General features: G+C 64.7%; 22 protein-coding genes and 1 pseudogene. 15 read left to right on the top strand and 8 right to left on the bottom strand.

The window, feature by feature from the left end; translation table 11 throughout:
• Positions 1-91 precede the first annotated feature (91 nt).
• The gene (locus AC3CB8_RS13510) at positions 92-1,045 is read left to right on the top strand and encodes a tagatose kinase (RefSeq protein ID WP_352562962.1); all 954 of its coding nucleotides are present in this window, start codon (positions 92-94) and stop codon (positions 1,043-1,045) included.
• Positions 1,042-2,325: a D-tagatose-bisphosphate aldolase, class II, non-catalytic subunit gene (locus AC3CB8_RS13505; protein WP_023771149.1), complete on the top strand. Its 1,284-nt coding sequence runs from the start codon at positions 1,042-1,044 to the stop codon at positions 2,323-2,325. Before AC3CB8_RS13510 ends, AC3CB8_RS13505 begins: the two co-directional genes overlap by 4 nt.
• Positions 2,326-2,504: 179 nt before the next feature.
• Here AC3CB8_RS13505 and AC3CB8_RS13500 read toward each other — a convergent pair whose 3' ends face one another.
• A complete protein-coding gene (locus tag AC3CB8_RS13500; RefSeq protein WP_352562961.1) occupies positions 2,505-3,434 on the bottom strand; it encodes an aldose 1-epimerase in 930 nt (309 codons plus the stop codon).
• A gap of 52 nt (positions 3,435-3,486) precedes the next feature.
• Between AC3CB8_RS13500 and AC3CB8_RS13495 the strand changes: the two genes are divergently transcribed.
• The 8 genes from AC3CB8_RS13495 (at position 3,487) to AC3CB8_RS13460 (ending at position 11,765) form a co-directional block, all read left to right on the top strand.
• Positions 3,487-4,287, top strand: coding sequence for a FadR/GntR family transcriptional regulator (locus AC3CB8_RS13495; protein WP_352562960.1), 801 nt, complete (start codon positions 3,487-3,489; stop codon positions 4,285-4,287).
• A complete protein-coding gene (locus AC3CB8_RS13490; protein ID WP_023771152.1) occupies positions 4,284-6,011 on the top strand; it encodes an IlvD/Edd family dehydratase in 1,728 nt (575 codons plus the stop codon). The genes AC3CB8_RS13495 and AC3CB8_RS13490 overlap by 4 nt, the downstream gene beginning before the upstream one ends.
• 11 nt (positions 6,012-6,022) lie before the next feature.
• Positions 6,023-6,802, top strand: a complete 780-nt coding sequence (locus AC3CB8_RS13485) for an SDR family NAD(P)-dependent oxidoreductase (protein ID WP_023782297.1) — start codon at positions 6,023-6,025, stop codon at positions 6,800-6,802.
• Between the two features lie 33 nt (positions 6,803-6,835).
• The gene (gene araD1 / locus AC3CB8_RS13480; protein WP_023771154.1) at positions 6,836-7,834 is read left to right on the top strand and encodes an AraD1 family protein; all 999 of its coding nucleotides are present in this window, start codon (positions 6,836-6,838) and stop codon (positions 7,832-7,834) included.
• 53 nt (positions 7,835-7,887) lie between these two features.
• Positions 7,888-8,913 carry an ABC transporter substrate-binding protein gene (locus tag AC3CB8_RS13475; protein WP_023782299.1) on the top strand — a complete coding sequence of 342 codons (1,026 nt, stop codon included), beginning with the start codon at positions 7,888-7,890 and terminating at the stop codon, positions 8,911-8,913.
• 76 nt (positions 8,914-8,989) lie between these two features.
• Positions 8,990-10,099 carry an ABC transporter ATP-binding protein gene (locus tag AC3CB8_RS13470; protein WP_023771156.1) on the top strand — a complete coding sequence of 370 codons (1,110 nt, stop codon included), beginning with the start codon at positions 8,990-8,992 and terminating at the stop codon, positions 10,097-10,099.
• A gap of 35 nt (positions 10,100-10,134) precedes the next feature.
• Entirely contained in the window at positions 10,135-10,968 is an 834-nt protein-coding gene (locus AC3CB8_RS13465; RefSeq protein WP_245273840.1) for an ABC transporter permease, read from the top strand.
• The gene (locus tag AC3CB8_RS13460) at positions 10,965-11,765 is read left to right on the top strand and encodes an ABC transporter permease (RefSeq protein WP_023771157.1); all 801 of its coding nucleotides are present in this window, start codon (positions 10,965-10,967) and stop codon (positions 11,763-11,765) included. Before AC3CB8_RS13465 ends, AC3CB8_RS13460 begins: the two co-directional genes overlap by 4 nt.
• Before the next feature lie 3 nt (positions 11,766-11,768).
• Here the strand turns inward: AC3CB8_RS13460 and AC3CB8_RS13455 are convergent, their stop codons facing one another.
• The 7 genes from AC3CB8_RS13455 to AC3CB8_RS13425 form a co-directional block, all read right to left on the bottom strand.
• Positions 11,769-13,163, bottom strand: a complete 1,395-nt coding sequence (locus AC3CB8_RS13455; protein WP_352562959.1) for an FAD-binding oxidoreductase — start codon at positions 13,161-13,163, stop codon at positions 11,769-11,771.
• Positions 13,164-13,377: 214 nt separating this feature from the next.
• Positions 13,378-14,637 carry an ABC transporter substrate-binding protein gene (locus tag AC3CB8_RS13450; RefSeq protein WP_352562958.1) on the bottom strand — a complete coding sequence of 420 codons (1,260 nt, stop codon included), beginning with the start codon at positions 14,635-14,637 and terminating at the stop codon, positions 13,378-13,380.
• A 47-nt stretch (positions 14,638-14,684) separates the two neighbouring features.
• Positions 14,685-15,107, bottom strand: a complete 423-nt coding sequence (locus tag AC3CB8_RS13445) for a DUF4440 domain-containing protein (protein WP_156939356.1) — start codon at positions 15,105-15,107, stop codon at positions 14,685-14,687.
• A gap of 5 nt (positions 15,108-15,112) precedes the next feature.
• Positions 15,113-16,168, bottom strand: a complete 1,056-nt coding sequence (locus AC3CB8_RS13440; RefSeq protein ID WP_352562957.1) for an aldo/keto reductase — start codon at positions 16,166-16,168, stop codon at positions 15,113-15,115.
• Positions 16,165-16,518: a TIGR04076 family protein gene (locus AC3CB8_RS13435; RefSeq protein ID WP_023782304.1), complete on the bottom strand. Its 354-nt coding sequence runs from the start codon at positions 16,516-16,518 to the stop codon at positions 16,165-16,167. Before AC3CB8_RS13435 ends, AC3CB8_RS13440 begins: the two co-directional genes overlap by 4 nt.
• 1 nt (position 16,519) lies before the next feature.
• Positions 16,520-17,002, bottom strand: a complete 483-nt coding sequence (locus AC3CB8_RS13430; protein WP_352562956.1) for a DUF3830 family protein — start codon at positions 17,000-17,002, stop codon at positions 16,520-16,522.
• Entirely contained in the window at positions 16,999-17,733 is a 735-nt protein-coding gene (locus tag AC3CB8_RS13425; RefSeq protein WP_023771164.1) for a GntR family transcriptional regulator, read from the bottom strand. The genes AC3CB8_RS13430 and AC3CB8_RS13425 overlap by 4 nt, the downstream gene beginning before the upstream one ends.
• Before the next feature lie 126 nt (positions 17,734-17,859).
• Here AC3CB8_RS13425 and AC3CB8_RS13420 point away from each other — a divergent pair, with 126 nt between their 5' ends.
• The 5 genes and pseudogenes from AC3CB8_RS13420 (at position 17,860) to AC3CB8_RS13400 (ending at position 22,591) form a co-directional block, all read left to right on the top strand.
• On the top strand, positions 17,860-18,660 hold the full coding sequence (locus tag AC3CB8_RS13420) for an ABC transporter ATP-binding protein (RefSeq protein WP_352562955.1): 801 nt from the start codon (positions 17,860-17,862) through the stop codon (positions 18,658-18,660).
• A complete protein-coding gene (locus AC3CB8_RS13415) occupies positions 18,657-19,406 on the top strand; it encodes an ABC transporter ATP-binding protein (protein ID WP_352553531.1) in 750 nt (249 codons plus the stop codon). Before AC3CB8_RS13420 ends, AC3CB8_RS13415 begins: the two co-directional genes overlap by 4 nt.
• Positions 19,403-20,311: a branched-chain amino acid ABC transporter permease gene (locus AC3CB8_RS13410; protein ID WP_023771168.1), complete on the top strand. Its 909-nt coding sequence runs from the start codon at positions 19,403-19,405 to the stop codon at positions 20,309-20,311. Before AC3CB8_RS13415 ends, AC3CB8_RS13410 begins: the two co-directional genes overlap by 4 nt.
• A pseudogene (locus AC3CB8_RS13405) lies at positions 20,308-21,290 on the top strand (branched-chain amino acid ABC transporter permease). The gene AC3CB8_RS13410 and the pseudogene AC3CB8_RS13405 overlap by 4 nt, the downstream one beginning before the upstream one ends.
• The gene (locus AC3CB8_RS13400; RefSeq protein ID WP_488377313.1) at positions 21,287-22,591 is read left to right on the top strand and encodes an NAD(P)/FAD-dependent oxidoreductase; all 1,305 of its coding nucleotides are present in this window, start codon (positions 21,287-21,289) and stop codon (positions 22,589-22,591) included. The pseudogene AC3CB8_RS13405 and the gene AC3CB8_RS13400 overlap by 4 nt, the downstream one beginning before the upstream one ends.
• The last annotated feature ends 18 nt before the right edge of the window (positions 22,592-22,609 follow it).

Below are 22,609 nucleotides of genomic sequence, written 5' to 3'. Positions count from 1 at the left end.
CTCCGAAAACGACAATTTAGGTTTTGAACATGCACGGGCAAAGAAAGTTCTGGCCAAAGGGGAGGCCGTCCGTCCGGCAGATGGTGAGGACATGAAGAAACTGGTTTGTGCCGGCGAGATCCTGGTCGAGATCATGGCCGAGCGGATCGGCCAGAGTTTTCGCGCTCCCGGCCCGCTGGTCGGCCCGTTTCCGTCAGGCGCTCCCGCCATCTTCATCGATCAGGCGGCGCGGCTCGGCCAGCCGGCGGGGCTGATCGCGGCAGTGGGCGACGACGATTTCGGCCATCTGAACATCGAGCGCCTGCGTGCCGACGGCGCCGACATCTCGGCCATCACCGTCCATCAGGGCGCCGCGACCGGAACCGCCTTCGTCACCTATGAGAGCGATGGCAGCCGACACTTCGTCTACAACATCAAGCAGAGTGCCGCCGGCCTGATCGAGATGGGCGCGGAGGCGCGCGAGCTGCTGGCCGGCGCCGACCATTTTCACGTCATGGGTACATCGCTGTTCTCGCCCGAGGTGATCGAAATTGCCCGCAACGGCATCGAAGCCGTCAAAACGCGCGGCGGCACCGTCTCTTTCGACCCCAACATCCGCAAGGAGATGCTCGATCTACCGGGCATGCGCGACGCCTTGCACTTCGTGTTGTCAAAGACCGACGTGTTCCTGCCGAGCGGGGCGGAACTCTTCACCTTCGCCGAGGCAACCGACGAGGAAAGCGCGGTACGCGAAATGCTGGACCGCGGCATCTCCACTATCGTCGTCAAGAAGGGCGCGCAGGGCGCCGTTCACTACGACCAGTCGGGGCGCACGGCTTTACCCGGCTTCGTCGTCGAGGAAATCGATCCGACCGGCGCCGGAGACTGCTTTGCCGCAGCCTTCGTCTCCTTCTGGCTGCGTGGAGAGGCACCGGAGAAGGCGCTGCGAATAGCCAATGGCTGCGGCGCGCTGGCGGTGACGAAGAAGGGACCAATGGAAGGCATCGCGTCGCTCGCCACCGTCGAGGCGTTCATCGAGACCGCCCGGACCGGAGCACCGGCATGAGCCAGGCGACCGGTCGACTGGCTAGCATCGCCACGCGCCGTGCGGCCGGCGAACGCTGTGGCATCGCCTCGATCTGCTCGGCCCATCCGCTGGTCGTCGAAGCGGCGCTGCGCCACGGCAAGGCGCGCGGCGCCGACGTGCTGATCGAGGCCACCTGCAACCAGGTCAACCACGAGGGCGGCTATACCGGCATGACACCGGGCGAGTTCCGCCGCTTCGTCGAGACGATCGCCGGCAAGGCCGGCTTTCCCCTGGACAGGCTGGTGCTCGGCGGCGACCATCTGGGCCCCAATCCTTGGAAGCACCTGCCGGCGCCGGAGGCGATGGAAAAGGCCGCACGCATGGTGGATGCCTATGCCGAGGCCGGCTTCACCAAGATCCACCTGGACGCCAGCATGGGCTGCGCCGGCGAAGGTGCGGCACCGCCCGACGCCACCATCGCCGCGCGCGCCGCCGAACTGGCCGAGGTGGCGGAGGCCGCGGTTGAACGAACAGGCGGCACCAGGCCTGTCTATGTCATCGGCACGGAAGTGCCGGTGCCGGGCGGCGCACAGGAGGCGATGGACCATCTGGCGGTGACGACACCGGAGGCCGCGGGTGAGACGGTTCGCATCCACCGCGATGCCTTCAGCCGGCGCCGCCTCGACCAAGCCTTCTCGCGGGCGATCGGCGTCGTCGTGCAGCCGGGCGTCGAGTTCGGCAATGCCGAGGTCATCGCCTACCGGCCGGAACGCGCCCGGGCGCTTGCTGGCACGCTGCGAGACCTGCCGCAATTCGTCTTCGAGGCCCACTCGACCGACTACCAGCCCACTGCGGCGTTGAGCGCACTGGTCGACGACGGTTTTGCCATACTCAAGGTCGGGCCATGGCTGACCTTCGCGCTGCGCGAAGCCCTCTACGGCTTGGGCCACATCGCCGACATTCTGGTTCCCGACCCATCGAGGGAAAGTCTGCCGGCGGCCATGGAGCGCGTCATGCTGGCGGCGCCCGGCAATTGGAAGAGTTACTATCACGGCGCCGAGGCCGAGCAGCGGATCGAGCGGCATTTTTCCTACAGCGACCGCATCCGCTATTACTGGCCCGCGTCGGCGGCGCGGCAGGCCGTGAACGCGCTGATGCAGGCGCTGGGCGAGCGTGACATCCCCTCACCCCTGATCAGCCAGTATCTCGGCCGCCTCGATAGCGCGGTGGCGAGCGGATCCGTCACGCCAAAGGCCAGGGAACTCCTCATCGCAGGCGTGACGGACGTTCTCGACATCTATGCCAGCGCTACCGGCTGATCCCCGTCATGGCTGCGGCACCAGGAGCAGGGCGCCCGTTGGTACGGCGCAACTCCAGACCGCGCTGCGCGTCAGCGGCGGCGTCAAGGGCTCCGGCTATGGTCGCTTCGGCGGCAAGGCCCGATCGCCGAATGCACCGATTTGCGCTGGGTGACGATTGAGGCCTCGCTCGCGGAAGATCAAACAGCCAGCGACGGTATGAAGCGGACGCTGGCGGATTGTTTCTGGCCAGGGGCCAGCACAATGCAGCCGGTGTCGATCTCCTTGTCGCCCATCCGGTTGAAAGCATCGGTGATGTTGCTGACCGGCTCGGCGCAAAAGAACGGTTCGCCCGGCGGCGTGTAGAGGACGAGGAAGTCCATCGGCGCCTCGGCCTCGATGTCCAGCTGCCGTCCGTGTTCGGGCCACGTAATCCGGGCGCGGCGCGTCCATCCGGTGAAGACCGTATCGAAGTCCACTTCCGATACGTCAAAGCCGATGGATGGATGGGCCCCCACGGGCGGCGGGACATGGCGGATGGGAAGCACCTCCGCATCGTTTTCCCACATGCCTGATACCCGTGCCTGGACATGCGTCCACTGTGTCGACGGGAAATAAGGATGGAAACCGAGGCCGACCGGCATCGGTGCGTCCGACAGGTTGCGCACGGCAATGGTCAAGCAAAGCCTGCCGTCGGCCAGGGAGATCGCTTGCTCTGCCTCATAGCTCCACGGCCAGGAATCGGCGGCGTGGCGATAGCGCAGGACGATCATGCGCGCTTCATGGCTCACGACCGTCCATGGGTGACGCCAGCCATGGCCGTGCTCATGGTGTGGATCGTCCGAGGCCGTCGGCAATTGAATGGGGCGTCCCGCGAAATCGAAGCGGCCATTCCTTATGCGGTTGGAATAGGGCACGAGCGGAAAGCAGGCCATGGCGCCGGGATCGCGGCGACCGATCGCCGTTGGCTCGGCCGGACGCAGCCAATCCACGGCGGAGCCATCCCGCCACCATCGATACGAAGCCAGCGCTCCACCAGCGGCGGAAGCAACTTCGACGGTCGCGATGCCATCACTGATCGAGACCAGTTCCGTGTGCGGAGGGACGGCCACAAAGGAATTTTCTGTCATCGGCACTCCCCAATCCCTTGACTCCAATCGCCACGGTTATAAGACATATCATATGAATAGTATGAAGAATAGAAAATCGTTCATTACGGTCCGCACGTCACGGGCCGCGGTCGCGGTTTCCAGCGGTTCCACCGCGCTGCACGCCACCGTCGTCGAGCAGATCGGGCTGCGCATCGTGCAGGGCGACTTCCAGCCCGGCGAGGCGCTGCCCAATGCCGACGATTCCAGCGAGATGCTGGGGGTCAGCCGCACAGTGCTGCGCGAGGCGATCAAGGTGCTGGCGGGCAAGGGGCTGGTCGAATCGCGGCCGAAGACCGGCACGCGGGTGCGTCCTCGCGCCGACTGGAATTTCCTCGACCCCGACGTCCTGTCCTGGCGCTATGCCGGCGGGGTCAGTGCCGAGGATGTGCGAGCGCTGTTTGAACTGCGCCGCGCCATCGAACCGATGGCGGCGGCCCTTGCCGCGCAGCGCGCGACGCCGGCGCAGATCGCCGAGATCCACGCAGCGCTGGCCGAAATGGAAGCACTGAGCGACGACGGCGACCGCTTCGCCAAGCCCGATCTGGTGTTCCACCAGACCATATTGCGCATGACCGGCAACGAGCTGATCGGCTCGCTGGCCGCACTGGTCGAGACCGCGTTGGTAATGAGCTTTCGCCTCTCCAACGACAATCCGGAAGGGCAGCGCCATTCCTTGCCGCTGCACCGGGAAGTCGCCGAGAAGATCGCCGCCGGCGACGCCGCCGGCGCGCAAAAGGCATTGCTGGTGCTCATCGACAATGCCGAGGATGACGTGCGCCGCAGCGTCGAGAACCGCAACAAACACCGCAACGAGCGGGGCCTGCAATCGTGACCGAGACCAAACGCAAATTGCGGTCCGAAGCCTGGTTCGGCGGTGAAGGCAAGAACGCCTTCATGCACCGCAGCTGGATGAAAAACCAGGGCATTCCCGCCGACGCTTTCGACGGCCGGCCGGTGATCGGCATCTGCAACACCTGGTCGGAACTGACGCCGTGCAATGCGCATCTGCGGGCGCTGGCCGATCACGTCAAGCGCGGCGTCTACGAGGCTGGCGGCCTGCCGCTGGAATTCCCTGTCATGTCGCTCGGCGAGAGCAACATGCGCCCCACCGCCATGCTGTTTCGCAACCTGGCCAGCATGGATGTCGAGGAATCCATCCGCGGCAATCCGATCGACGGCGTCATCCTGCTTGTTGGCTGCGACAAGACCACGCCGGCGCTCTTGATGGGGGCTGCCTCGTGCAACCTGCCAACCATCGCCGTCTCCGGTGGACCGATGCTGAACGGCAAGTTCCGCGGACAGGATATCGGCTCGGGCACGCATGTCTGGAAATTCGCCGAGGAGGTCAAGGCCGGCCGCATGCTGGTCGCCGACTTCCTCGCCGCCGAACAGGGCCAGAGCCGGTCGGCCGGCAGCTGCATGACGATGGGCACCGCCTCGACCATGGCCAGCATGGTGGAAGCGCTCGGCATCGGCATGCCGGACAACGCCGCGATCCCGGCGGTGGATTCGCGCCGAGGCGTGCTTGCCCAGTTGGCCGGACGGCAGATCGTCGATCTTGTCCACCGCGACGTGACGATTGCAAGGATCCTTACCAGGCAAGCCTTCGAGAATGCCATTCGCGTCAATGGCGCGATCGGCGGCTCGACCAACGCGGTGCTGCATCTGATCGCCATCGCCAACCGGGTCGGTGTCGATCTCGGCCTCGATGACTGGGACCGCCTTGGCCGCGGCGTGCCAACCATTGTCGACCTGATGCCGTCGGGTCGGTTCCTGATGGAAGATTTCTACTATGCCGGGGGGCTAGCTGCGGTCATGGCGGCGCTTGATGAAGCGGGGCTTCTTCATCGCGACGCCATGACCGTCAGCGCCAAGACCATCGGTGAACTGATCGACGGCGCGCCCAACTACAACCGTGAGGTCATTCGGCCGCTGCGCGAGCCGCTGACCAAGGAGGGCGGCATCTCGATCCTGCGTGGCAACCTGGCTCCCAACGGCGCGGTCATCAAGCCGTCCGCGGCAACGCCCGAACTGATGCAGCATCGTGGCAAGGCCGTCGTCTTCGAGAACATCGAGCATTACCATGCCCGCATCGACGATCCGGAGCTGGATATCGACGCCTCCTCGGTGATGGTGCTGAAGAATTGCGGACCGCGCGGTTATCCCGGGATGGCAGAGGTCGGCAACATGCCGCTGCCGGCCAAGCTGCTCAGAGAAGGCGTCTCCGACATGGTGCGCATTTCGGACGCGCGCATGAGCGGTACCGCCTACGGCACGGTGGTGCTGCATGTTGCGCCGGAGGCCGCGGCCGGTGGTGTGCTGGCCCTGGTGCGCGACGGCGATCTCATCGAGCTCGACGTCGCCGGCCGCCGTCTCGAGCTTTTGGTTTCGGATGAAGAGCTGGCGATCCGCCGCCGTGACTGGAAGCCGCCGGAGCCGCCGCAGGGTGGCTACCAGAGCCTCTATGTCGAGCGCGTGCTGCAGGCCGACAAGGGCTGCGACTTCGACTTTCTCGTCGGCCGGCGCGATGCCGGCATACCCCGGCATTCCCACTAGAGAGGCGCGCGATGACTGATCAGATCGGCAGCTACGCGACCTACCCCAGCCTCAAGGGCCGCAGCGTGTTCATAACCGGTGGCGGCAGCGGCATCGGCGAAAGCCTGGTGCGCCATTTCTGCGCGCAAGGCAGCCGCGTCGCCTTCGTCGATCTGGCCGAGGAGCCTTCACGGCGCCTGGTCGATGCGATCGCGGCCGAAGGGCGTGCCGCGCCGCTGTTCATTCCCTGCGACCTGCGCAATGTAGAGCAGTTGCAGACGGCGACCGTCGAGGCGATGCGGCACAACGGCCCGATCCAGGCGCTGTGCAACAATGCCGGCAATGACGACCGCCACCAGACCACAGACGTCACGGTGGCCTATTGGGACGACCGCATGGCGGTCAATCTGCGCCACCAGTTCTTCGCCGCCCAGGCGGTGCGTCCACAGATGAGTGCGCATGGCGGTGGCTCGATCATCAATTTCGGCTCCATCACCTGGATGGTCGGCGATCCCGACTGCCCTGCCTATGTGACCGCAAAGGCGGCGGTGTATGGCATGACGCGGGCGCTGGCCCGCGAACTCGGCCCCGAGCGCATCCGCGTCAACTGCATGGTGCCGGGCTGGGTGATGACCGAGCGCCAGATGCGGCTGTGGCTGAACCCCGCTGGCGAACGCCAGATCGCGGAGCGGCAGTGCCTGCCCGACCGGCTGCAGCCATCCGACATTGCGCGCATGGCGCTGTTCCTCGCCGCCGACGACAGCCTGATGTGCACGAGCCAGCAGTTCATCGTTGACGCCGGCTGGGTGTGACCCCGTACGGCCTCTAGGGAAGAAGGGTATTTCATGCGTCTTGTTCAGTACATAACGATCGACGGCGGCAGGCGGGTCGGCCTCGTTTCCGATGACGGCGATCGCCTGCATCCACTCGACAAGACAAGCACCGTGCTGGAGCTCGCCGAAGCGGCGATCGCGCAGGGTGCGTCGATCGCGGCGCTGGTCGAGAAGCGGACGGGCGCGGCCACGATCGACTATGGCGAACTGCTGCGCGATGGCCGCGTGCTCGCTCCCGTCGACCATCCGGAACCGGCGCGGTTCCTGGTCACCGGCACCGGCCTCACTCACACCGGAAGTGCCGCCGCGCGCGACAAGATGCATGTGCTGACCCATGGCGAGGACGCCGAGGAGTCGGATTCGCTGAAGATCTTCCGCATGGGCCTGGAAGGCGGCAAGCCCGGTGCCGGCAAGATCGGCATTCAACCAGAATGGTTCTTCAAGGGCGTCGGCACCTGTGTCGTGCCGCCTGGCGCCGATCTGCCGATGCCTGCATTCGCGAAAGCCGGCGCGGAAGAGGCCGAGATCGTCGGCCTTTACCTCAATGGGCCGGATGGCCGCCCCTATCGCATCGGCTATGCGTTGGGCAACGAATATTCCGACCATGTGACGGAGGCCGAGAACTACCTCTATCTCGCCCACTCGAAACTCCGCTCCTGCTCGATCGGACCGGAGCTTTTGATCGGAGACCTGCCCGAAGAAGTGCGCGGCCATTCCCGCATACTGCGCGACGGCACTGTTATCTGGGAACAGGAATTCCTGTCGGGCGAAGCGCACATGTCGCACTCGATCGCCAATCTCGAACACTTCCATTTCCGCTACCCGATGCACCGCAGGGCGGGCGACCTGCACGCCTATTTCTTCGGAGCGGCGGTGATGAGCTACGCCTCCGGCGTCAAGACGGCTTCCGGGGACGAGTATGAAATCCAGGCACAGACATTCGGCAAGCCGCTGCGCAACCGGATGGTGTCGGTGCCGGACGAGGGACTGGTTGCCGTCACCCAGCTGTGACGGCGATAGCCCCGGAAATTACGGTCCACCAGAATGACAATGGGAGATTAAAAATGGGACTGAAGAAAGCGTTTCTGAGACTAGCGACCATCGGGCTCGGCATCGGCCTGATGACGTCGGCGGCGCTGGCCGCGAACCTTCGCGTGCTGGCCTGGGACGGTTATGCCGACCCGGATTGGGTGAAGGACTTCACCGCCGCCACCGGCATCGGTGTCGATGTAGTCTTCATCGGCAGCGATGACGAAATCTGGGCCAAGATCAAGGGCAGCGAAGGGCAGGACTTCGACGTCTTCGCGGTCAATACCGCCCAGTTGCAGCGCTACATCAAGGCCGATCTGGTGTCGCCGATCGACATCACCAAGCTGCCGAACCAGAAGGACGTGCTGCCGCGCTTCCGTGATCTGTCTCAGGTCAGCGGCGACACCAAGGACGGCAAGGTCTACGGTATTCCGTTCTGCTTCGATTCCATCGGGCTGATCTACGACACCGACAAGGTCAAGCCGGCGCCGACCTCGATGTCCGTCCTGTGGGATCCGGCTTACAAGGGCAAGATCCTCGCCTACGACAATGGCGAGCACAATTTCTCGTTCACCGCGCTGACGCTCGGCTACAAGGATCCGTTCAACCTCGACGAAAAACAAATGGCGGCGGTCAAGGCCAAGCTGGTCGAGCTCAAGCGCAATGTGCTGAGCTTCTACACCACCGCCGACGAGGCGCAGCAGATCTACCAGAACAATGACGTTGCGCTGATCTGGGCCAATTATGGCCAGCAGCAGGTCAAGGCACTGCAGAAGATCGGCGCCCATGTCGCCTACGTCAATCCGAGCGAAGGCGCGCTTGCCTGGCTCGACAACTGGGTCATTTCCAAGGGCGTCCGCGACAATGCCGCGGCCGAGAAGTGGATCGACTTCATGCTGACGAAGAAGGTCAGCGGCGCGCTTTCCGAGCGCACCGGATTCGGCAACACGGTGGTCGAGTCGAGCAGCGCCGGCGGCAACGACAAGCTGGTCTGGCTCAACAATGTCGAGGATCCGCTCAAGCGTTCGGACTTGTGGAACGAGGTCAAGGCGACGCCCTGATCCCTTCCAAGCCTGACTTCGAAGGACCCGGCGGTCCGGACGTTCCGGACCGCCGAAGCGTATGCGAGAATATCCCATGAGCCAGAACACCGACCTGTTGACGCTGCGGTCCGTCTCGAAATCCTACGGCACGGTTCCCGTGCTGCACGACATCGACCTGTCGATCCGGGACGGTGAGTTCCTGACCGTTCTTGGGCCATCAGGCTCGGGCAAGACCACGGTCCTGCGGCTGATCGGCGGGCTTGAGCCACTGACGTCAGGCGAGATCCGGCTCGACGGCCAGGACATCAGCCGCATGCCGATCAACAAGCGGCCGTTCAACACGGTGTTCCAGGATTATGCGCTGTTCCCGCATATGACCGTCTCCGGCAATGTCGGCTATGGGCTCTCGGTGCGCCATATCAAGCGCAAGGAGATCGCCAGCCGCGTGGCGCAAGCCCTCGATCTGGTCCAGCTCGGACGTTTCGCCGAGCGCTTTCCGGCACAGCTTTCCGGCGGCCAGCGCCAGCGTGTCGCGCTCGCCCGGGCGCTGATCTGCCAGCCGCGCCTGATCTTGCTCGACGAGCCCCTGGCGGCACTCGATCTCGAATTGCGCCGGCAGATGCAGGAGTTCCTAAAATCCATCCAGCGCGAAATCAAGACCACCTTCCTGTTCGTCACCCACGACCAGGAAGAAGCGATCGGCATGGCCGACAGGATCTGCGTCATGCAGGCCGGACATATCCGCCAGCTCGGCACGCCGCATGAGCTCTACTACAAGCCGAATTGCGAATTCGTGGCGCGCTTCTTCGGCGAGAACAATCTGGTGGCTGGAAAACTCGGTCCGGTGCAAGGCGAGCAACGACCGATCGAGACGGCACTCGGACGGCTGGTCTGCTCGATCAGCGACCAGCCGCATCTGAAGATCGCGCCGGATGGCGCCGAGGCTTTCGCGGCGTTCCGCCCCGAAGCCTTGCATCTCGCGGACACCAAGGACGGCGGCAACCGCTTTTCCGGCACCATCGCCGATCTGGCCTTTGCCGGTTCATCGACCGTCGCCACGATCACGGCAGGTGCGGACAATGCCGCGCTGCGCCTGCGCCTGCGGCTGCGCATGCCGAGCCGGATCGACGGCAGTGCTCTCAAGTCAGGCGAAACGGTCTCGCTTTGCTTTGCACCGCATGAAGGCCATCTGGTGCTGGCATGAGCGCGGCTGGCTCGACATCTTCCGAGGAGCGGCGCTTGTCGCAGCTGGTCACGGCGCTGGCATTCGTCTTGCCGGTTATCTTCGTCCTCGTGCCACTGGCGATCTTCCTGGTCTACAGTTTCTTCAGCGTCGACCAGGGTACGATCGTCCATGCACCGACCCTCGGCAACTATATCAGGTTCTTCACCGATCCGATCTTTCTGCCGGTGTTCTGGAACACCATCGTGCTGTGCGTATCGGTGGCCGTCATCTGTATCCTTCTCGCCTATCCAGCTGCCTATTTCCTGACGACGCTGAAAGGGCGGTGGCGGTACGCCCTGCTGATGTTGCTGCTGGTGCCGCTGCTGATGAGCTACGTCATCAAGATCTACGCGATCCGCAGCATCCTCGGACTCAACGGCTTCCTCAACAAGGCGCTGGTGGCGCTCGGCATCCTGGATCAGCCATCGACGCTTTTCGTCTTCAACATGAACGCCATCCTTTTGACGCTGAGCCTGCTTTTGATCCCGTTCGCCATCCTGCCGATCTTCCTGTCGCTGGAGCGGATTCCGCAAACCTTGCTGCGCGCCTCGGATGACCTGGGCGCCAGCAGCCTGCAGACATTCCTGCGCATCACGTTGCCGCTCAGCCTGCCCGGCGTCGCCTCGGCGGCGAGCTTCGTCTTCGTACTGGCGATCGGCGATTTCCTGACGCCCCAGATGGTCGGCGGGATCAGCGGCTTCACCTTCGGCCGCATCCTCTACAGCCAGTTCGGCACGGCCTATAACTGGCCGTTCGGCGCCGCGCTATCGGTGGCGCTTGCGATCGTGGTGATCGCCGCCATTCTCATTGGCGAACGGTTCGGGCGCAGCCGGGGGACGTCGGTATGAGCGCGCTGCCCCGGCCTTCCACCATCTTCCTGGCCTCGATTACGACGCTGGTCGCTGTGCTGCTTTACAGCCCACTGTTCGTGCCGATCGTGTCGTCGTTCTTCACCATTTCACATGGCAATGTCGACTGGTCGTCGCCGACCCTTTCGACCTATGTGGCGCTGGCTGGAAACCATGAGATTCTGGCCGCGCTGCGCACCACGCTGATCGTCGGCGTCTGTACCGTAATCCTGTCGGTGGTCAGCGGGACGCTGCTGGCGCTCTACTATCACAGCCGCCGCTCAGGACGTTCGGTTCTGCAGTTCATCATTTTCCTGCCATTCCTGATGCCGCCTATCATAAGCGGCCTGGCGCTGCTGATCTTCTTCCGCGAGATCGGCCTCGAACGCTCGCTGCTGACGGTCGTCATCGGCCACACCGTGTTCGTGCTGGCGATCGTCTACCGCACCGTGCTGATGCGGCTGCAGTCGATGAGCCGCACGCTGGTCGAAGCCTCCTACGATCTCGGCGCCAGCGGCTGGCAGACCTTCTGGCGCATCATACTGCCGAACCTGTCGAGCGCCATGGTCGGCGGCGCCATCCTGGCTTTCGCCCTGTCGTTCGACGAGACGATGATCACCATCCTGGTCACCGGCACGCAAAGCACGCTGCCGGTCAGGCTGTGGGCGATGATGCGGCTTGGCTTCTCGCCCGACATCAACGCGCTGGTGGCGCTGATCTTGATGTTCACCGTCCTGCTCTGCGTGCTCGCCGCCCGTTTTCTCATTCCCAGGCAAATGGCGACGGAACGTAGCTGAGTTTCAGGCGGTTGGGTCAAGGTCGAAGACTCGTCCGGGATTGAGGATGTTCTTCGGATCGAGCGCCGTTTTCAGCCGCCGCATCGTGGCGACCTCGGCGTCGCTGCGCACCAGATTCAGCCACTGCTTCTTGTCGAGGCCGATGCCGTGCTCGGCCGACACGCCGCCTCCGGCCGCCGCCACGCCGCGATAGATGATACCGTAGGCCGCCGCCGGATCCACCGTCAGCACCTGATAGTGCAGGTTGCCGTCGCCGAGATGGCCGAAGACATAGATGTCGGCTCCGGGATCGACCGCGCGGATGGCGGCATCCGCTTCTTGCAGGAACGCTCCCATTCGCGCCAACGGGATGCTGATGTCGACGCCGATCAGGCCTTTCATCGAAAACAGAACGCGGTTGGCGTCCTCCCGCACATCCCACAGCGCGCGGAATTCGCGCGGCGATTGGGAGACGACAACATCGTCGACGATGCCGTCCTCGACCGCCTGCATCAAGACCTCGGCGAATCGCTCGCCGTCGCGTTCTGGCTCGCTGCCCTGGATTTCGGCCAGCACGTAGACGGGTGAGCCAGCCGGAAGCGGCGCCGGCATGGCCATGCTGGCGACCATGACGTCATAGAGCGGCGCGATATTGACCTCATAGGCGGACAAAAGCGGGCCGAGCTTTTGCCGCAGCAGCCCGAGCAGGACGATCGCGGCATCGAGCGAAGGCAGCGCGCAGAAGGCGTTCACCTCCGATGCGGGCTTGTGATGCAGCCGGAGCGCGGCGCGGGTGACGACGCCAAGCGTCCCTTCCGCGCCTATGAAGAGTTGGCCGAGGTCGTAGCCGGAATTGTCCTTGGGCAGGCCTTTGAGCGACGTCAGCACCGTGCCATCGGCAAGTACCGCCTCCAGCCCCAGCACCTGTGCCCGGTACATGCCGTAACGCAGCACGCGGATGCCGCCGGCATTGGTGGCGATGTTGCCGCCGACCGTGGCGGAGCCGCGCGCGCCGATATCGACGCCGAACATCAGCCCGGCGCCGTCTGCCGCTTCCTGCACCGATTGCAGCGTCGCGCCAGCTTCGGCGACGATGGTGGCGGCTTGACGGTCCGGGGCGGCAAGGCCGGTCATGCGCTCCAGCGACAGCACGATCTCGCCCGGCTGGACGCGCGCGCCACCGGCCAGCCCGGTGCGACCGCCCTGGACGACGACCGGCTGGCCAAGAGCGTTGCATATGGCGAGTGCCGCCGCGACACCCTCGGTATCGGGCGGGCGCAGCACTGCTTCGGTAAGCGCGCCGAGCTTGCCGTCGGGATCATCGCGGTAGCGCTGGTCCACGTCGGAGCCGGCGAGCATGCCGCCCGAGCCCAGCCTGTTGCCAAGCGCGGACAGCAGCCGTTGTGTTTCAGGCGACATCCGGATCAGCCGCCTGCGTGACAAGGCGCATCGTCAGCGTCCAACAACCGGATGGCCCGATGAGTATCCTTGTCCAGCACGCTCGCCATCCCTTGAATTGCAGCCGGCCGATCCTATTCGCGCCCGCTTGTCGTGCAAGCGATATCGACCCGCCTCAGGTGACGCCGGCATCGATCGCGATGGGCGAGATCGATGCCGGAAGTACAGCGCCGGCTTACTGAAGCTTGGCCTGCAGCGCGTTGACGTCGTCGGTGGTCATTTCACCATCGGTCGTCACCTTGCCGTCGGCGATCTTCCACAGCCGGAACGGGCCGGTGATGTCGCCAAACTTGTCGAAGGCGACGGGGCCGATGACGCCTTCATAGCGGATCGGCTTGCCGTCCTTGATCAGGCCGAGCGCCTTGGCGAATTCTTCCTTGCCCGCATAAATCGGCGTGCCGGCGGGATCGACCGCCTTGTACATGGCGTCCTTGATCTTGGCCGGGTCCTCGGAGCCGGCAATCGCGATGGCGAGCCCGACAATGGCTCCGGCATCATAGGAGCGGTCTGCCGCGGGATTTGACGGTTCGATACCGGAAAACGCCTTGTAGTTCTTGGTGAAATACTCCGTCGAGGCGGTCGGGCTGGTGCCTGAAGACGTGCCATAGGCGTCCTTCAGATAATCGGCCCCGACGGACTCTATGAAATCAGGGCTGTTCATGCCGTCATTGAGCAGGAATTTCTGCACGCCGCCCTGCGAGATCCAGGTGCGGGCGATGGTGGCGCCGTCGACGGGCGTGCTGACCAGGTAAAGTCCATCCGGTTCGCCACCCATCGCCGCGGTGACTTCCGAGGCGTAGCTCGACTGCTTCTCGTTGTAGGGCGTGTCGGAGACGATGGTGCCGCCGAGCGCTTTGTAGGCACGCGAGAATTCGGCCACCATGTTGACGCCGAAGTCGTTGTTGACGTGGATGATCGCCAGCTTCTTGAAACCCTTGTCGACCGCATATTTGGCGGCGGCCACGCCCTGCAGCGCGTCCGAGGTAATGGTGCGGAAGAAGATGCCGTTGGTCTTGCCGTCGCGGCCGAGTGTCGTCAGCGTCGGCGAGGACGACGCCGGCGAGACCTGGACGATCTTGGCCGGCGCGGTCACCGAGGTCAGGATCGGGATCGACACCGAGGAAATGATGCCGCCGATGATCACAGGCACTTTCTTGACCTGTACCAGCTGGGTGGCGGCATCGACCGCGATGTTGCCCTGGCTTTGGCTGTCGCGAGTATCGGTGATGAGATCGCAGCCGCGCACGCCGCCGGCTTCGTTGATGTCGCCGAAGGCCATTTCGACCGATTTGGCGCCGGCCTGCCCGTATTCACCGGCCGGACCGGTCAGTTCCATGACGAGACCGACGGTGATCTTGCAGTCGGCGGCCTGAGCGGCACCCGCCATCGTCGCGAGAGCAAGTGCCGTGGTGAGCTGGAGTATCGTCTTTCTCATTGTTGTTCCCCTTGAGTTACACGAACTGATTTGACGTCTGGAAAGTCTCAGTGTTCCGGCACCTGCAGCCAGGTTTCATGCAGATGCCGCCATTGGACGCCGTTGGGCGCCGATGAACTGGTGGTGAAGACCGCGCTCGACCGGCGGCGGCTGTGCTTGCCCGCGCGCAGCTGCGCCTCGACATAGAGGACGACGATGGTATCGCCATCCTGCCAGCCGGGCTTGATGTCCTCGATCGAAATGGCAAAGCCGTCGTCGCAAGTGGCGCGGCTGGAGCGCACATGGTCGATCACGGCATCGCGGTCGAGGATCTGGCCGCCTGGTGCGATCATGGTCAGGCCTTCGCCCATGACGGCTTCGAAGCGGCCGAAATCCACCTTGTCGGCGCGCGAGGCGACGAACCAGTCGACGAAAAAGCGATGCAGGGCGACGACTTCGGTGCTGGCCTGCGAAAACAACCTATCGTCCATGGTTTTCATATCCGGCCCGCGTTGAGATTGTAGTGCATGATAGAGCCGTGGCGGCCGTGGCGGTCACGCTCCAGCGTGTAGACGTCTCCCTCAAGGCCGTTGCCCCTGGCTATCACGGCTGCAATCCGCGCACGGTCATCAGCGTCGAGTACGACATCCATGATTTTGGCGTTGGCCAGCGCGTGCGCCTGGTTGCGGGCACCGACGATGACCGCGGCGACTCGCGGCTGCTCCAGCACCCAGGCGCTGGCGATGGTGGCGATGTCGACGGCGTGGCGGTCGCCCACCGCCTTCAGTGCGCGAAGCAGTTGCTGGAACAGGTCCCAGCCGCCGAAATCGTCGATGATCAGCTTGTATTTGACCAGCGAGCGGTTTTCGAGCGGCGTGCCGGGTTCGGCGACATCAAGCCATTTGTCGCTGAGAAAGCCACCGGCCACAGAACCGTAGCAGAGGAAGCTGACGCCGTTTTCCTCCGCAAGCGCGGCGAGGCTGTTCGCCGGACGCTGGTCGAGCACCGAATATTGCAGTTGCTGGCTGACCAGCGGGATGCCAGCTGACAGGATTTCGGCAAGCCGGGGCGTATCGAAATTGGTGGTGCCGAGATTGCGCAGCTTGCCCTCGCGCCGAAGCTCGTTGAGCCAACCCATCGCCTCGACATAGCGCGGCTGCGCATAATCCCACCAGTGAAACTGCACGAGGTCGAGCCGCTCGGTCTTAAGCCTGCGCAGCGACTGGTCGACGATGCCCCTGATATAGTCGCGGCTGATCGTAGCGAGCCGTTCAAGGTCGGGCACGAGCTTGGTGTGCACCTTCATTTTGGCCGCTGCAGCGAGACCGCGCTCATTGGCCAGCCGCAAGCGCGCGGCGCCGATCAATTCCTCGACGCCGGTGTAGATATCGGCGCAGTCATAAGTCCAGATGCCGGCATCGAAAGTGACGATCAGGTCGCTCACGGCCTGGCTGCGATCGATAGCGCCATGGCCGCCGGCCAGTTGCCAGCCACCGCGTATGACGCGCGAAATCGCGTAGCCCGGACTGAGCTCGAATGTCTTGGCGGTCATGTCAGGTCATTCCCCTTCGGCAGCGGCACGGCCGTGGTTTCGGCATGGCTGAACCGCCGCTTGGCCAGCCTGACGATCCTTAGCCGACTGGCGCAGTTGGGATCGGGACAGGCGATCTCGGCGTCGGAGGTCATCCAGTCATTCGGGTGGGTCGGACGCTGCTTCGCCGCCAGCAGCGGCAGCACCGCCGAGATCGAATAGATCGAAAAGCCCTGCCCCGCCGGCATCGACAGCATCTCGCCCTTGAGTTCGAAATAGTCGCCGGCCCTGGCGCCGCAATAGATCGGCTTGCCCTGCGGAATGACCGCCTCGACGCGGAGATCGAAGAGTTCGAAACTGTCGTCAGCCATTTCAGGCCTCCACCAGGCTGAAGGTGATGTCGCAGGCGCCGTTGCGGCGGATAATGCCGCAGGCAGCCGCGAATTGATCGCGCTGATCGGCGCGCACCTGCGCGACGACGCTGCCGGCCAGCCAGCCGATCGGGAACAGCAGACGCGCGCCCTGTCCGTAGAACAGGCCGACGTCGAAGATCGCGTTGGGATTGCCGCCCCACATGCGCGGCGGCACGTAAGACAACACGATGTCGCCCGGCTGCGGCGTCAGGGTCGCGTTCTCCGCCGACAGCGGCCGGGCATAGGCCTGCCCCTCGAGATCGGCTGATGGAACCGGACAGGAGATCTCAGGTCCCGTCCACATGGCGTGAATGGCGGGGACGACACGTGGCGTGGCGAGATAGGCTGTGAGAAAGGCCGCGTTCTCCGGCGCCCTTTCCGGCAGCAGCAGCGCAGTGACGGAAAGCTTGGAGCGCGGCTCGCTGATCCTGATGGAGGTCATATCTGGCCTTTCGCGGCGGCGGATTGCAGCTTGCTGCGCAGGAAGGTGAAGGGCCGGCTGATGTCGGCGACCAGCGCTTCGCGCGCCGCCCGAGCATCCTGCTTGGCCAGCGCCTCGACAATGCGGCGGTGATACTGGGCGGTGTCGACCTCGCCGGCTTCCGAGAAGGCGTAGATGGCGACGCGGATGCATGGACCTGATTGCAGCCACAGGCTCTCGATCATCGGGATCAAAACGGCCGAGCCGCAGGAGCGATAGATCTCGAAGTGAAAGCTCTGGTTGAGCGTCACTTCGCGGTCGACATCCTTCTTGTGTTTCAGCGCCCGCATCTCGTCCCATTCGCCGAGAATGGTTTCGATGGTGGTGATCTGGCGCGGCCCCATGCGGACGGCGGCCAGCGCGATCGCCTCGCCCTCGATCAGGATACGGGCTCGCAAGAGATCGTCGAGGCGCTCCAGCGTGATTGGCGGCACCCGCACCGAACGGTTGGGCAGCGCCTCCAGCGCCTTTTCCGTGATCAGCCGGCCAAGCGCCTCACGCACCGGCATGGTCGAAGTGACCAGCGCATCGGCCAGACCGCGGATGGTCAGCACCTGGCTTGGCTCGAACAGGCCGCCTATCAAGGCCCGACGCAGCTCGGAATAGACGCGATCCTGCACCGTCTCGCGGCCCACCGGCGCGAGCTGGGCCGCGATCGCCTCGTTGTTTTTTTCGATGGCAGCCTTTTGCATGGAATTCCGTACTCGGCGGGTTTTCGGCTTGCGGATGAAATTAAAGCCGAATAGCGTGATCAAAGCAAGTGTGATCACAAATCATAATCAGAAGACGGCAACGACCGTCTTCGGCCAGAGGGTTTGATGAGCGAGGCAGCGGAAAGGCAGGGGAAGGAGACCCGTGTCCCGGTTCTGACGGCAAGCAACGTCGTCAGGCGGTTCGGCGGCCTTGTCGCCGTCAACGATGTCTCGTTTCATGTCAAACCGGGCGAAATCCTTGGCCTGATCGGACCCAACGGCGCGGGCAAGACGACCATGTTCGACCTGCTGGCTGGCAGCATCCTGCCCACCAGCGGCGACATCCTTCTCAACGGCACGCGCGTCTCCGGCGAAGCCGCTCACCTGCGCATCGGCCGTGGCCTTGGCCGCACCTTTCAGATCCCGCGCCCGCTGCCCAATCTGACGCTGATCGAAAACATCATGCTCGCGGCACAGGGCCAGGCCGGCGAAAAGCTGCTGGCTAACTTCCTCACGCCGTGGCGAGTGGCCGCACAGGAAAAAGCCGCCCGGACGAAAGCCCTCGACCTGCTGGAACTCGTCACCCTCAGCCATCTCGCCCATGAGCCGGCGCGCGTGCTGTCCGGCGGCCAGCGCAAGCTGCTCGAACTCGCCCGGGTCATGATGGCCGACCCGGCGATCATCCTGCTTGACGAACCTGCCGCCGGCGTCAACGCGACGCTGCTCGAAGTCATCATCGACCGCATCCGCGACATCAACGTGCGCGGCATCACCTTCCTGCTGATCGAGCACAACATCGACATGGTGACGCGGCTCTGTCACCGCGTCCTTGTCATGGCGAGCGGCCAACTGCTGAGCGAAGGCACGGCAGAAGAGGTCGCGCGCGACCCGCGCGTCATCGATGCCTATCTCGGAGGCACCGCATGAGCGAGACCGTCCTCGATGTACGCGACCTCGAAGCCGGCTATGAGCCCGGCGTGCCGATCGTGCGCGGCGCCTCGATCACCGTCGACAGAGGCGAGATCGTCGTCGTACTCGGCCCCAACGGCGCTGGCAAGTCGAGCCTGATCAAGGCGATCGCCGGCCTCGTGCCGATCACCGGCGGCACGGTGCTGCTGGACGGCAGGGACATCACCGCGGCGCCGGCCCACACCATGGTGCGGCTTGGCCTCGCCTTCGTACCGCAGACCGAGAACATCTTTCCGCTGATGTCGGTGGAGGACAATCTCAAGGTGTCCTGCGGCATCCTCGAGCGGCGCGACATCCCGGCCCGCATCGAGGAAATGTATGCCGCCTTCCCCGACCTTGTCCGCCAGCGCCGCACCGCCGCCGGCAATCTGTCGGGAGGCCAGCGGCAGATGCTTGCCGTGGCGCGGGCGTTGATCGTCCATCCCAAGGTGCTGGTGCTGGACGAGCCGTCCGCCGGCCTGTCGCCGAAGTTCGTCGCGATGGTATTCGAGATGCTGGCCGGCATCCGCAAGTCCGGAGTCACCATCCTTTTGGTCGAGCAGAACGCCAAGGCAGCGCTTGCCATCGGCGACCGCGCCTATGTGCTGGCTGAAGGCAAGGACCGGCACGAGGGCATAGCCTCCGAATTGTGGAACGACCCTGTCGTCGCCGAACTCTATCTTGGCCAGCGCCCTTCTCACACAGGCAAGGGAGGCGCGGGATGAGCCTGCAATTCATCGTCGACGGATTGCTGACGGGCTCGATGATCGGCCTCGGCGCCATCGGCGTGACGCTCACCTATTCGATCCTGCGCTTCTCCAACTTCGCCCATGGCGACTTCATGGCCTGGGGCACCTATGCGACGCTGGCCGTGGTCAGTGCCATCGGTGCGATGTTCGGCAAGGTGGCGCCGATCGGACCGCTGTCCTTCGGCTGGCCGCTTCTAGTCGCCCTGATCGTCGGCATGGCATTCACCGCCTTGCTCGCACTGCTGCTCGACAAGATCCTGTTTTCGCGGCTGCGCTCGCAAGGCCAGGCGATCATCGTGGTGATGGCGAGCTTCGGCGCCTCGATGGCGCTACGCAGCCTGCTCGAATTCACCTTCACCTCACGGCCGACCTACTTCAGCCGGGCGATCCAGATCGCCATGCCGGTCGGCTTCGGCATCCGCATCACGCCCGACCAGATCGCGTTGCTCGTGTTGACCGCCATACTCGTGCTCGGCGTGCATCTGTTGATGACGCGCACGCAGACTGGCCGCGCAATGCAGGCCTTGAGCCAGAACGCGGCACTGGCCCGCGTCGTTGGGATCGACGTCGCCAGCGTGGTGCGGGTGACGTGGATCATCGGCGGCGCGCTCGCCTGCGTGGCTGGCGTGATGATCGGCATCCTGGTGCAGATCCGCCCGTTCATGGGCTTCGACATGCTGCTGCCGATGTTCGCCGCCGCCATCCTCGGCGGCATCGGCAGCATCCCGGGCGCGGTGCTCGGCGGCCTGATCATCGGTCTCGCCGAAGCCGGCGCGGTGCAGTTGATCGGCGCCGAATGGCGCGCCGCCGTGTCCTTCGTCATCCTGATGGCTGTGCTGTTCGTGCGGCCGATCGGCCTTTTCGGAGTTCGGGAAAGATGATCGATCTGGTCGGCTACGGCGCCTTCTTCCTGACCACGGCGCTGATCTTCTCGCTGGTCACGCTGGGGCTTAACCTGCAATGGGGCCTGACCGGCCTGTTCAATGTCGGCCTGGCGGGCTTCGTCGCCATCGGCGCCTACACCTCGGCGCTGCTGACGACACCGGACGATCCCGCGCGGCTCGGCGGCTTCGGCCTGCCCATCCTCGCCGGCTGGGTGGGTGCCATGGTCGTTGGCGGCATTGCGGCCGCGCTTACCGGCATGGCGACATTGCGTCTTAGATCCGACTATCTGGCGATCACCACCTTCGGCGTGGCCGTCGTCGTGCAATTGGTCGCACTCAACGCGCAGAAACTGACCGGCGGCCCCTTCGGCATCGGCTTCATCCCGCGCCCCTTCGGCGGCCTTGCGGAGACGCCGCTGCTGTTCAACCTGCGAACCTTGCGGTCGTCTGCGCTGTGACGCTGATTGCCTATCTCGCCTTGGAGCACCTGTCGCGCAGTCCGTGGGGCCGTGTGCTGAAAGCGCTGCGGGAGGACGAGCGGGCCGCGATTTCTCTCGGCAAGAGCGCGCGCTTCTACCGCGTCCAGGCGTTTGCCGTCGGCGGCGCGATCATGGCGCTGGCCGGCGCGCTGCAAGCGCATTTCACCGGCTTCATCGCGCCGGACAATTACCTGCCGATCCTCACCTTTCAGGTCTGGGTGATGCTGATCGTCGGGGGCTCGGGCAGCAATCTCGGCGCGGTCATCGGCAGTGTCCTGGTCTGGGGGATTTGGGCCGGATCGGGCACGCTGACCAGCGTGTTCTTCCCGCCCGAGCAGCAGGCGCGCGCAGCCTCGCTGCAGATCGTCGCCATCGGCGTGATGCTCTGCGTGATCCTGCTGATGCGGCCGAACGGATTGTTCGGCGACAGGCCCCCGCGGACGCGCTTTGGCAAGCGCAGGCGGATCGCCACGGACAAGAGCAGTTCCGGTTCATGAATGCCTCGGTCCGGCAGGGTGCGAACGGCATTTCGCTCTGGCATGCCATCAGCCGCGAGCGCCGCAAGCGGCCGGTGCTGCAAGGCAGGCTCGACGTCGACCTCGCCATTGTGGGCGGTGGATTTTCCGGTCTGTCGACCGCGCTGCACGCCGCCGAAAAAGGCATCTCGGTCGCTGTGCTCGAAGCCGAGATCATCGCCTGGGGCGCGACCGGCAGGAATGCCGGTTTCGTGGTGCCGAACTTCGCCAGGATGGATCCAGACAGCATCCTCGCGCATCTCGGCGCCGAGCGCGGCGAACGCCTCATCGATTTTGCCGCCGGCAGTGCCGATCACGTCTTCGACTTGATCCGGCGGCACGGCATCGACTGCGACGCGGTGCAGAACGGATGGATCCAGCCGGCGCACTCGCCGGCGGCCCTGGAGAAGGTCAGATCCCGCGCGGACCAATGGGCGCGGCGCGGCCGGCCTGTCGTCACCCTGGATCGGCAAGAAGTCGAAGCGCTGACCGGCGCGCGCGGCTATGTCGGTGGCTGGACGGATCGTTCCGGCGGCGTCCTCAATCCAGTCGCCTATGCGCTGGGGCTGGCCGATGGGGCGGAGAAGGCCGGCGCGAAGATTTTCGAGCACACGCCGGTCGCCTCGATCGATCGCGTCGCCGATGGTTGGGCACTTCAAACACGGTTGGGCTTGGTACGCGCGGCCAAGGTGCTGGTCGCTACCAACGCCTATGGCGGCTCCCTCGATCCGTTGCTGGGGCGAACTTATATTCCCCTGAAGGTCTTCCAGATCGCGACCGCGCCCCTGCCGCATGAAATCCGCACGCGTCTGCTGCCTGGGGGACAAGGCGTCGGCGACACCAGGCGCAATCTCTTCACCTTCCGCTTCGACGCCGACAACCGGCTGATCAGCGGCGGCATGCATATTCTTGGCGCCGGCGCCGATACGCGCGTGCCCCAAACAATCTGGCGACGGCTCGGCCGGCACCTCGACCTGCCTGATCTGCCCCCCCTTGCCTATGGCTGGTCGGGGATGGCGGCGGTCGAATTGGATTTCCTGCCGCATCTCCTGGACCTCGGACCGGGGCTGATCGCCGGTCGCGCCTGCAATGGACGCGGCATTGCCATGACCACGGCGATGGGCAAGGTGCTGGCCGACTGGGCCGCTGGAGCCGAAGCGCGTGATTTGCCGGTGCCCTTCGCACCGCCGGCGCCAATTCCGTTCCATGCCCTGCTGCGGCACGCGCCCAACATGCTGCTCGGCTGGAGCATCCTGCGCGACCGGATGGACGAGACGGCATAGGCCGACCGAGCCTGCCCT

Source organism: Mesorhizobium sp. P160927 (genome assembly GCF_057766385.1).
The sequence above is the reverse complement of the archived record's forward strand: the minus strand, read 5'-3'. Positions and strand labels throughout refer to the sequence as shown.

Excerpts from the sequence above, each read along its gene's own strand:
- AC3CB8_RS13430 (WP_352562956.1), bottom strand. The coding sequence starts at position 17,002 with ATGACCTCCATCAGGATCAGCGAGCCGCGCTCCAAGCTTTCCGTCACT.
- AC3CB8_RS13470 (WP_023771156.1), top strand. The coding sequence starts at position 8,990 with ATGAGCCAGAACACCGACCTGTTGACGCTGCGGTCCGTCTCGAAATCC.
- AC3CB8_RS13500 (WP_352562961.1), bottom strand. The coding sequence starts at position 3,434 with ATGACAGAAAATTCCTTTGTGGCCGTCCCTCCGCACACGGAACTGGTC.
- AC3CB8_RS13450 (WP_352562958.1), bottom strand. The coding sequence starts at position 14,637 with ATGAGAAAGACGATACTCCAGCTCACCACGGCACTTGCTCTCGCGACG.
- AC3CB8_RS13505 (WP_023771149.1), top strand. The coding sequence starts at position 1,042 with ATGAGCCAGGCGACCGGTCGACTGGCTAGCATCGCCACGCGCCGTGCG.
- AC3CB8_RS13445 (WP_156939356.1), bottom strand. The coding sequence starts at position 15,107 with ATGGACGATAGGTTGTTTTCGCAGGCCAGCACCGAAGTCGTCGCCCTG.
- araD1 (WP_023771154.1), top strand. The coding sequence starts at position 6,836 with ATGCGTCTTGTTCAGTACATAACGATCGACGGCGGCAGGCGGGTCGGC.
- AC3CB8_RS13455 (WP_352562959.1), bottom strand. The coding sequence starts at position 13,163 with ATGTCGCCTGAAACACAACGGCTGCTGTCCGCGCTTGGCAACAGGCTG.
- AC3CB8_RS13420 (WP_352562955.1), top strand. The coding sequence starts at position 17,860 with ATGAGCGAGGCAGCGGAAAGGCAGGGGAAGGAGACCCGTGTCCCGGTT.
- AC3CB8_RS13425 (WP_023771164.1), bottom strand. The coding sequence starts at position 17,733 with ATGCAAAAGGCTGCCATCGAAAAAAACAACGAGGCGATCGCGGCCCAG.
- AC3CB8_RS13475 (WP_023782299.1), top strand. The coding sequence starts at position 7,888 with ATGGGACTGAAGAAAGCGTTTCTGAGACTAGCGACCATCGGGCTCGGC.
- AC3CB8_RS13460 (WP_023771157.1), top strand. The coding sequence starts at position 10,965 with ATGAGCGCGCTGCCCCGGCCTTCCACCATCTTCCTGGCCTCGATTACG.
- AC3CB8_RS13410 (WP_023771168.1), top strand. The coding sequence starts at position 19,403 with ATGAGCCTGCAATTCATCGTCGACGGATTGCTGACGGGCTCGATGATC.
- AC3CB8_RS13485 (WP_023782297.1), top strand. The coding sequence starts at position 6,023 with ATGACTGATCAGATCGGCAGCTACGCGACCTACCCCAGCCTCAAGGGC.
- AC3CB8_RS13400 (WP_488377313.1), top strand. The coding sequence starts at position 21,287 with ATGAATGCCTCGGTCCGGCAGGGTGCGAACGGCATTTCGCTCTGGCAT.
- AC3CB8_RS13510 (WP_352562962.1), top strand. The coding sequence starts at position 92 with ATGAAGAAACTGGTTTGTGCCGGCGAGATCCTGGTCGAGATCATGGCC.
- AC3CB8_RS13435 (WP_023782304.1), bottom strand. The coding sequence starts at position 16,518 with ATGGCTGACGACAGTTTCGAACTCTTCGATCTCCGCGTCGAGGCGGTC.
- AC3CB8_RS13440 (WP_352562957.1), bottom strand. The coding sequence starts at position 16,168 with ATGACCGCCAAGACATTCGAGCTCAGTCCGGGCTACGCGATTTCGCGC.
- AC3CB8_RS13495 (WP_352562960.1), top strand. The coding sequence starts at position 3,487 with ATGAATAGTATGAAGAATAGAAAATCGTTCATTACGGTCCGCACGTCA.
- AC3CB8_RS13415 (WP_352553531.1), top strand. The coding sequence starts at position 18,657 with ATGAGCGAGACCGTCCTCGATGTACGCGACCTCGAAGCCGGCTATGAG.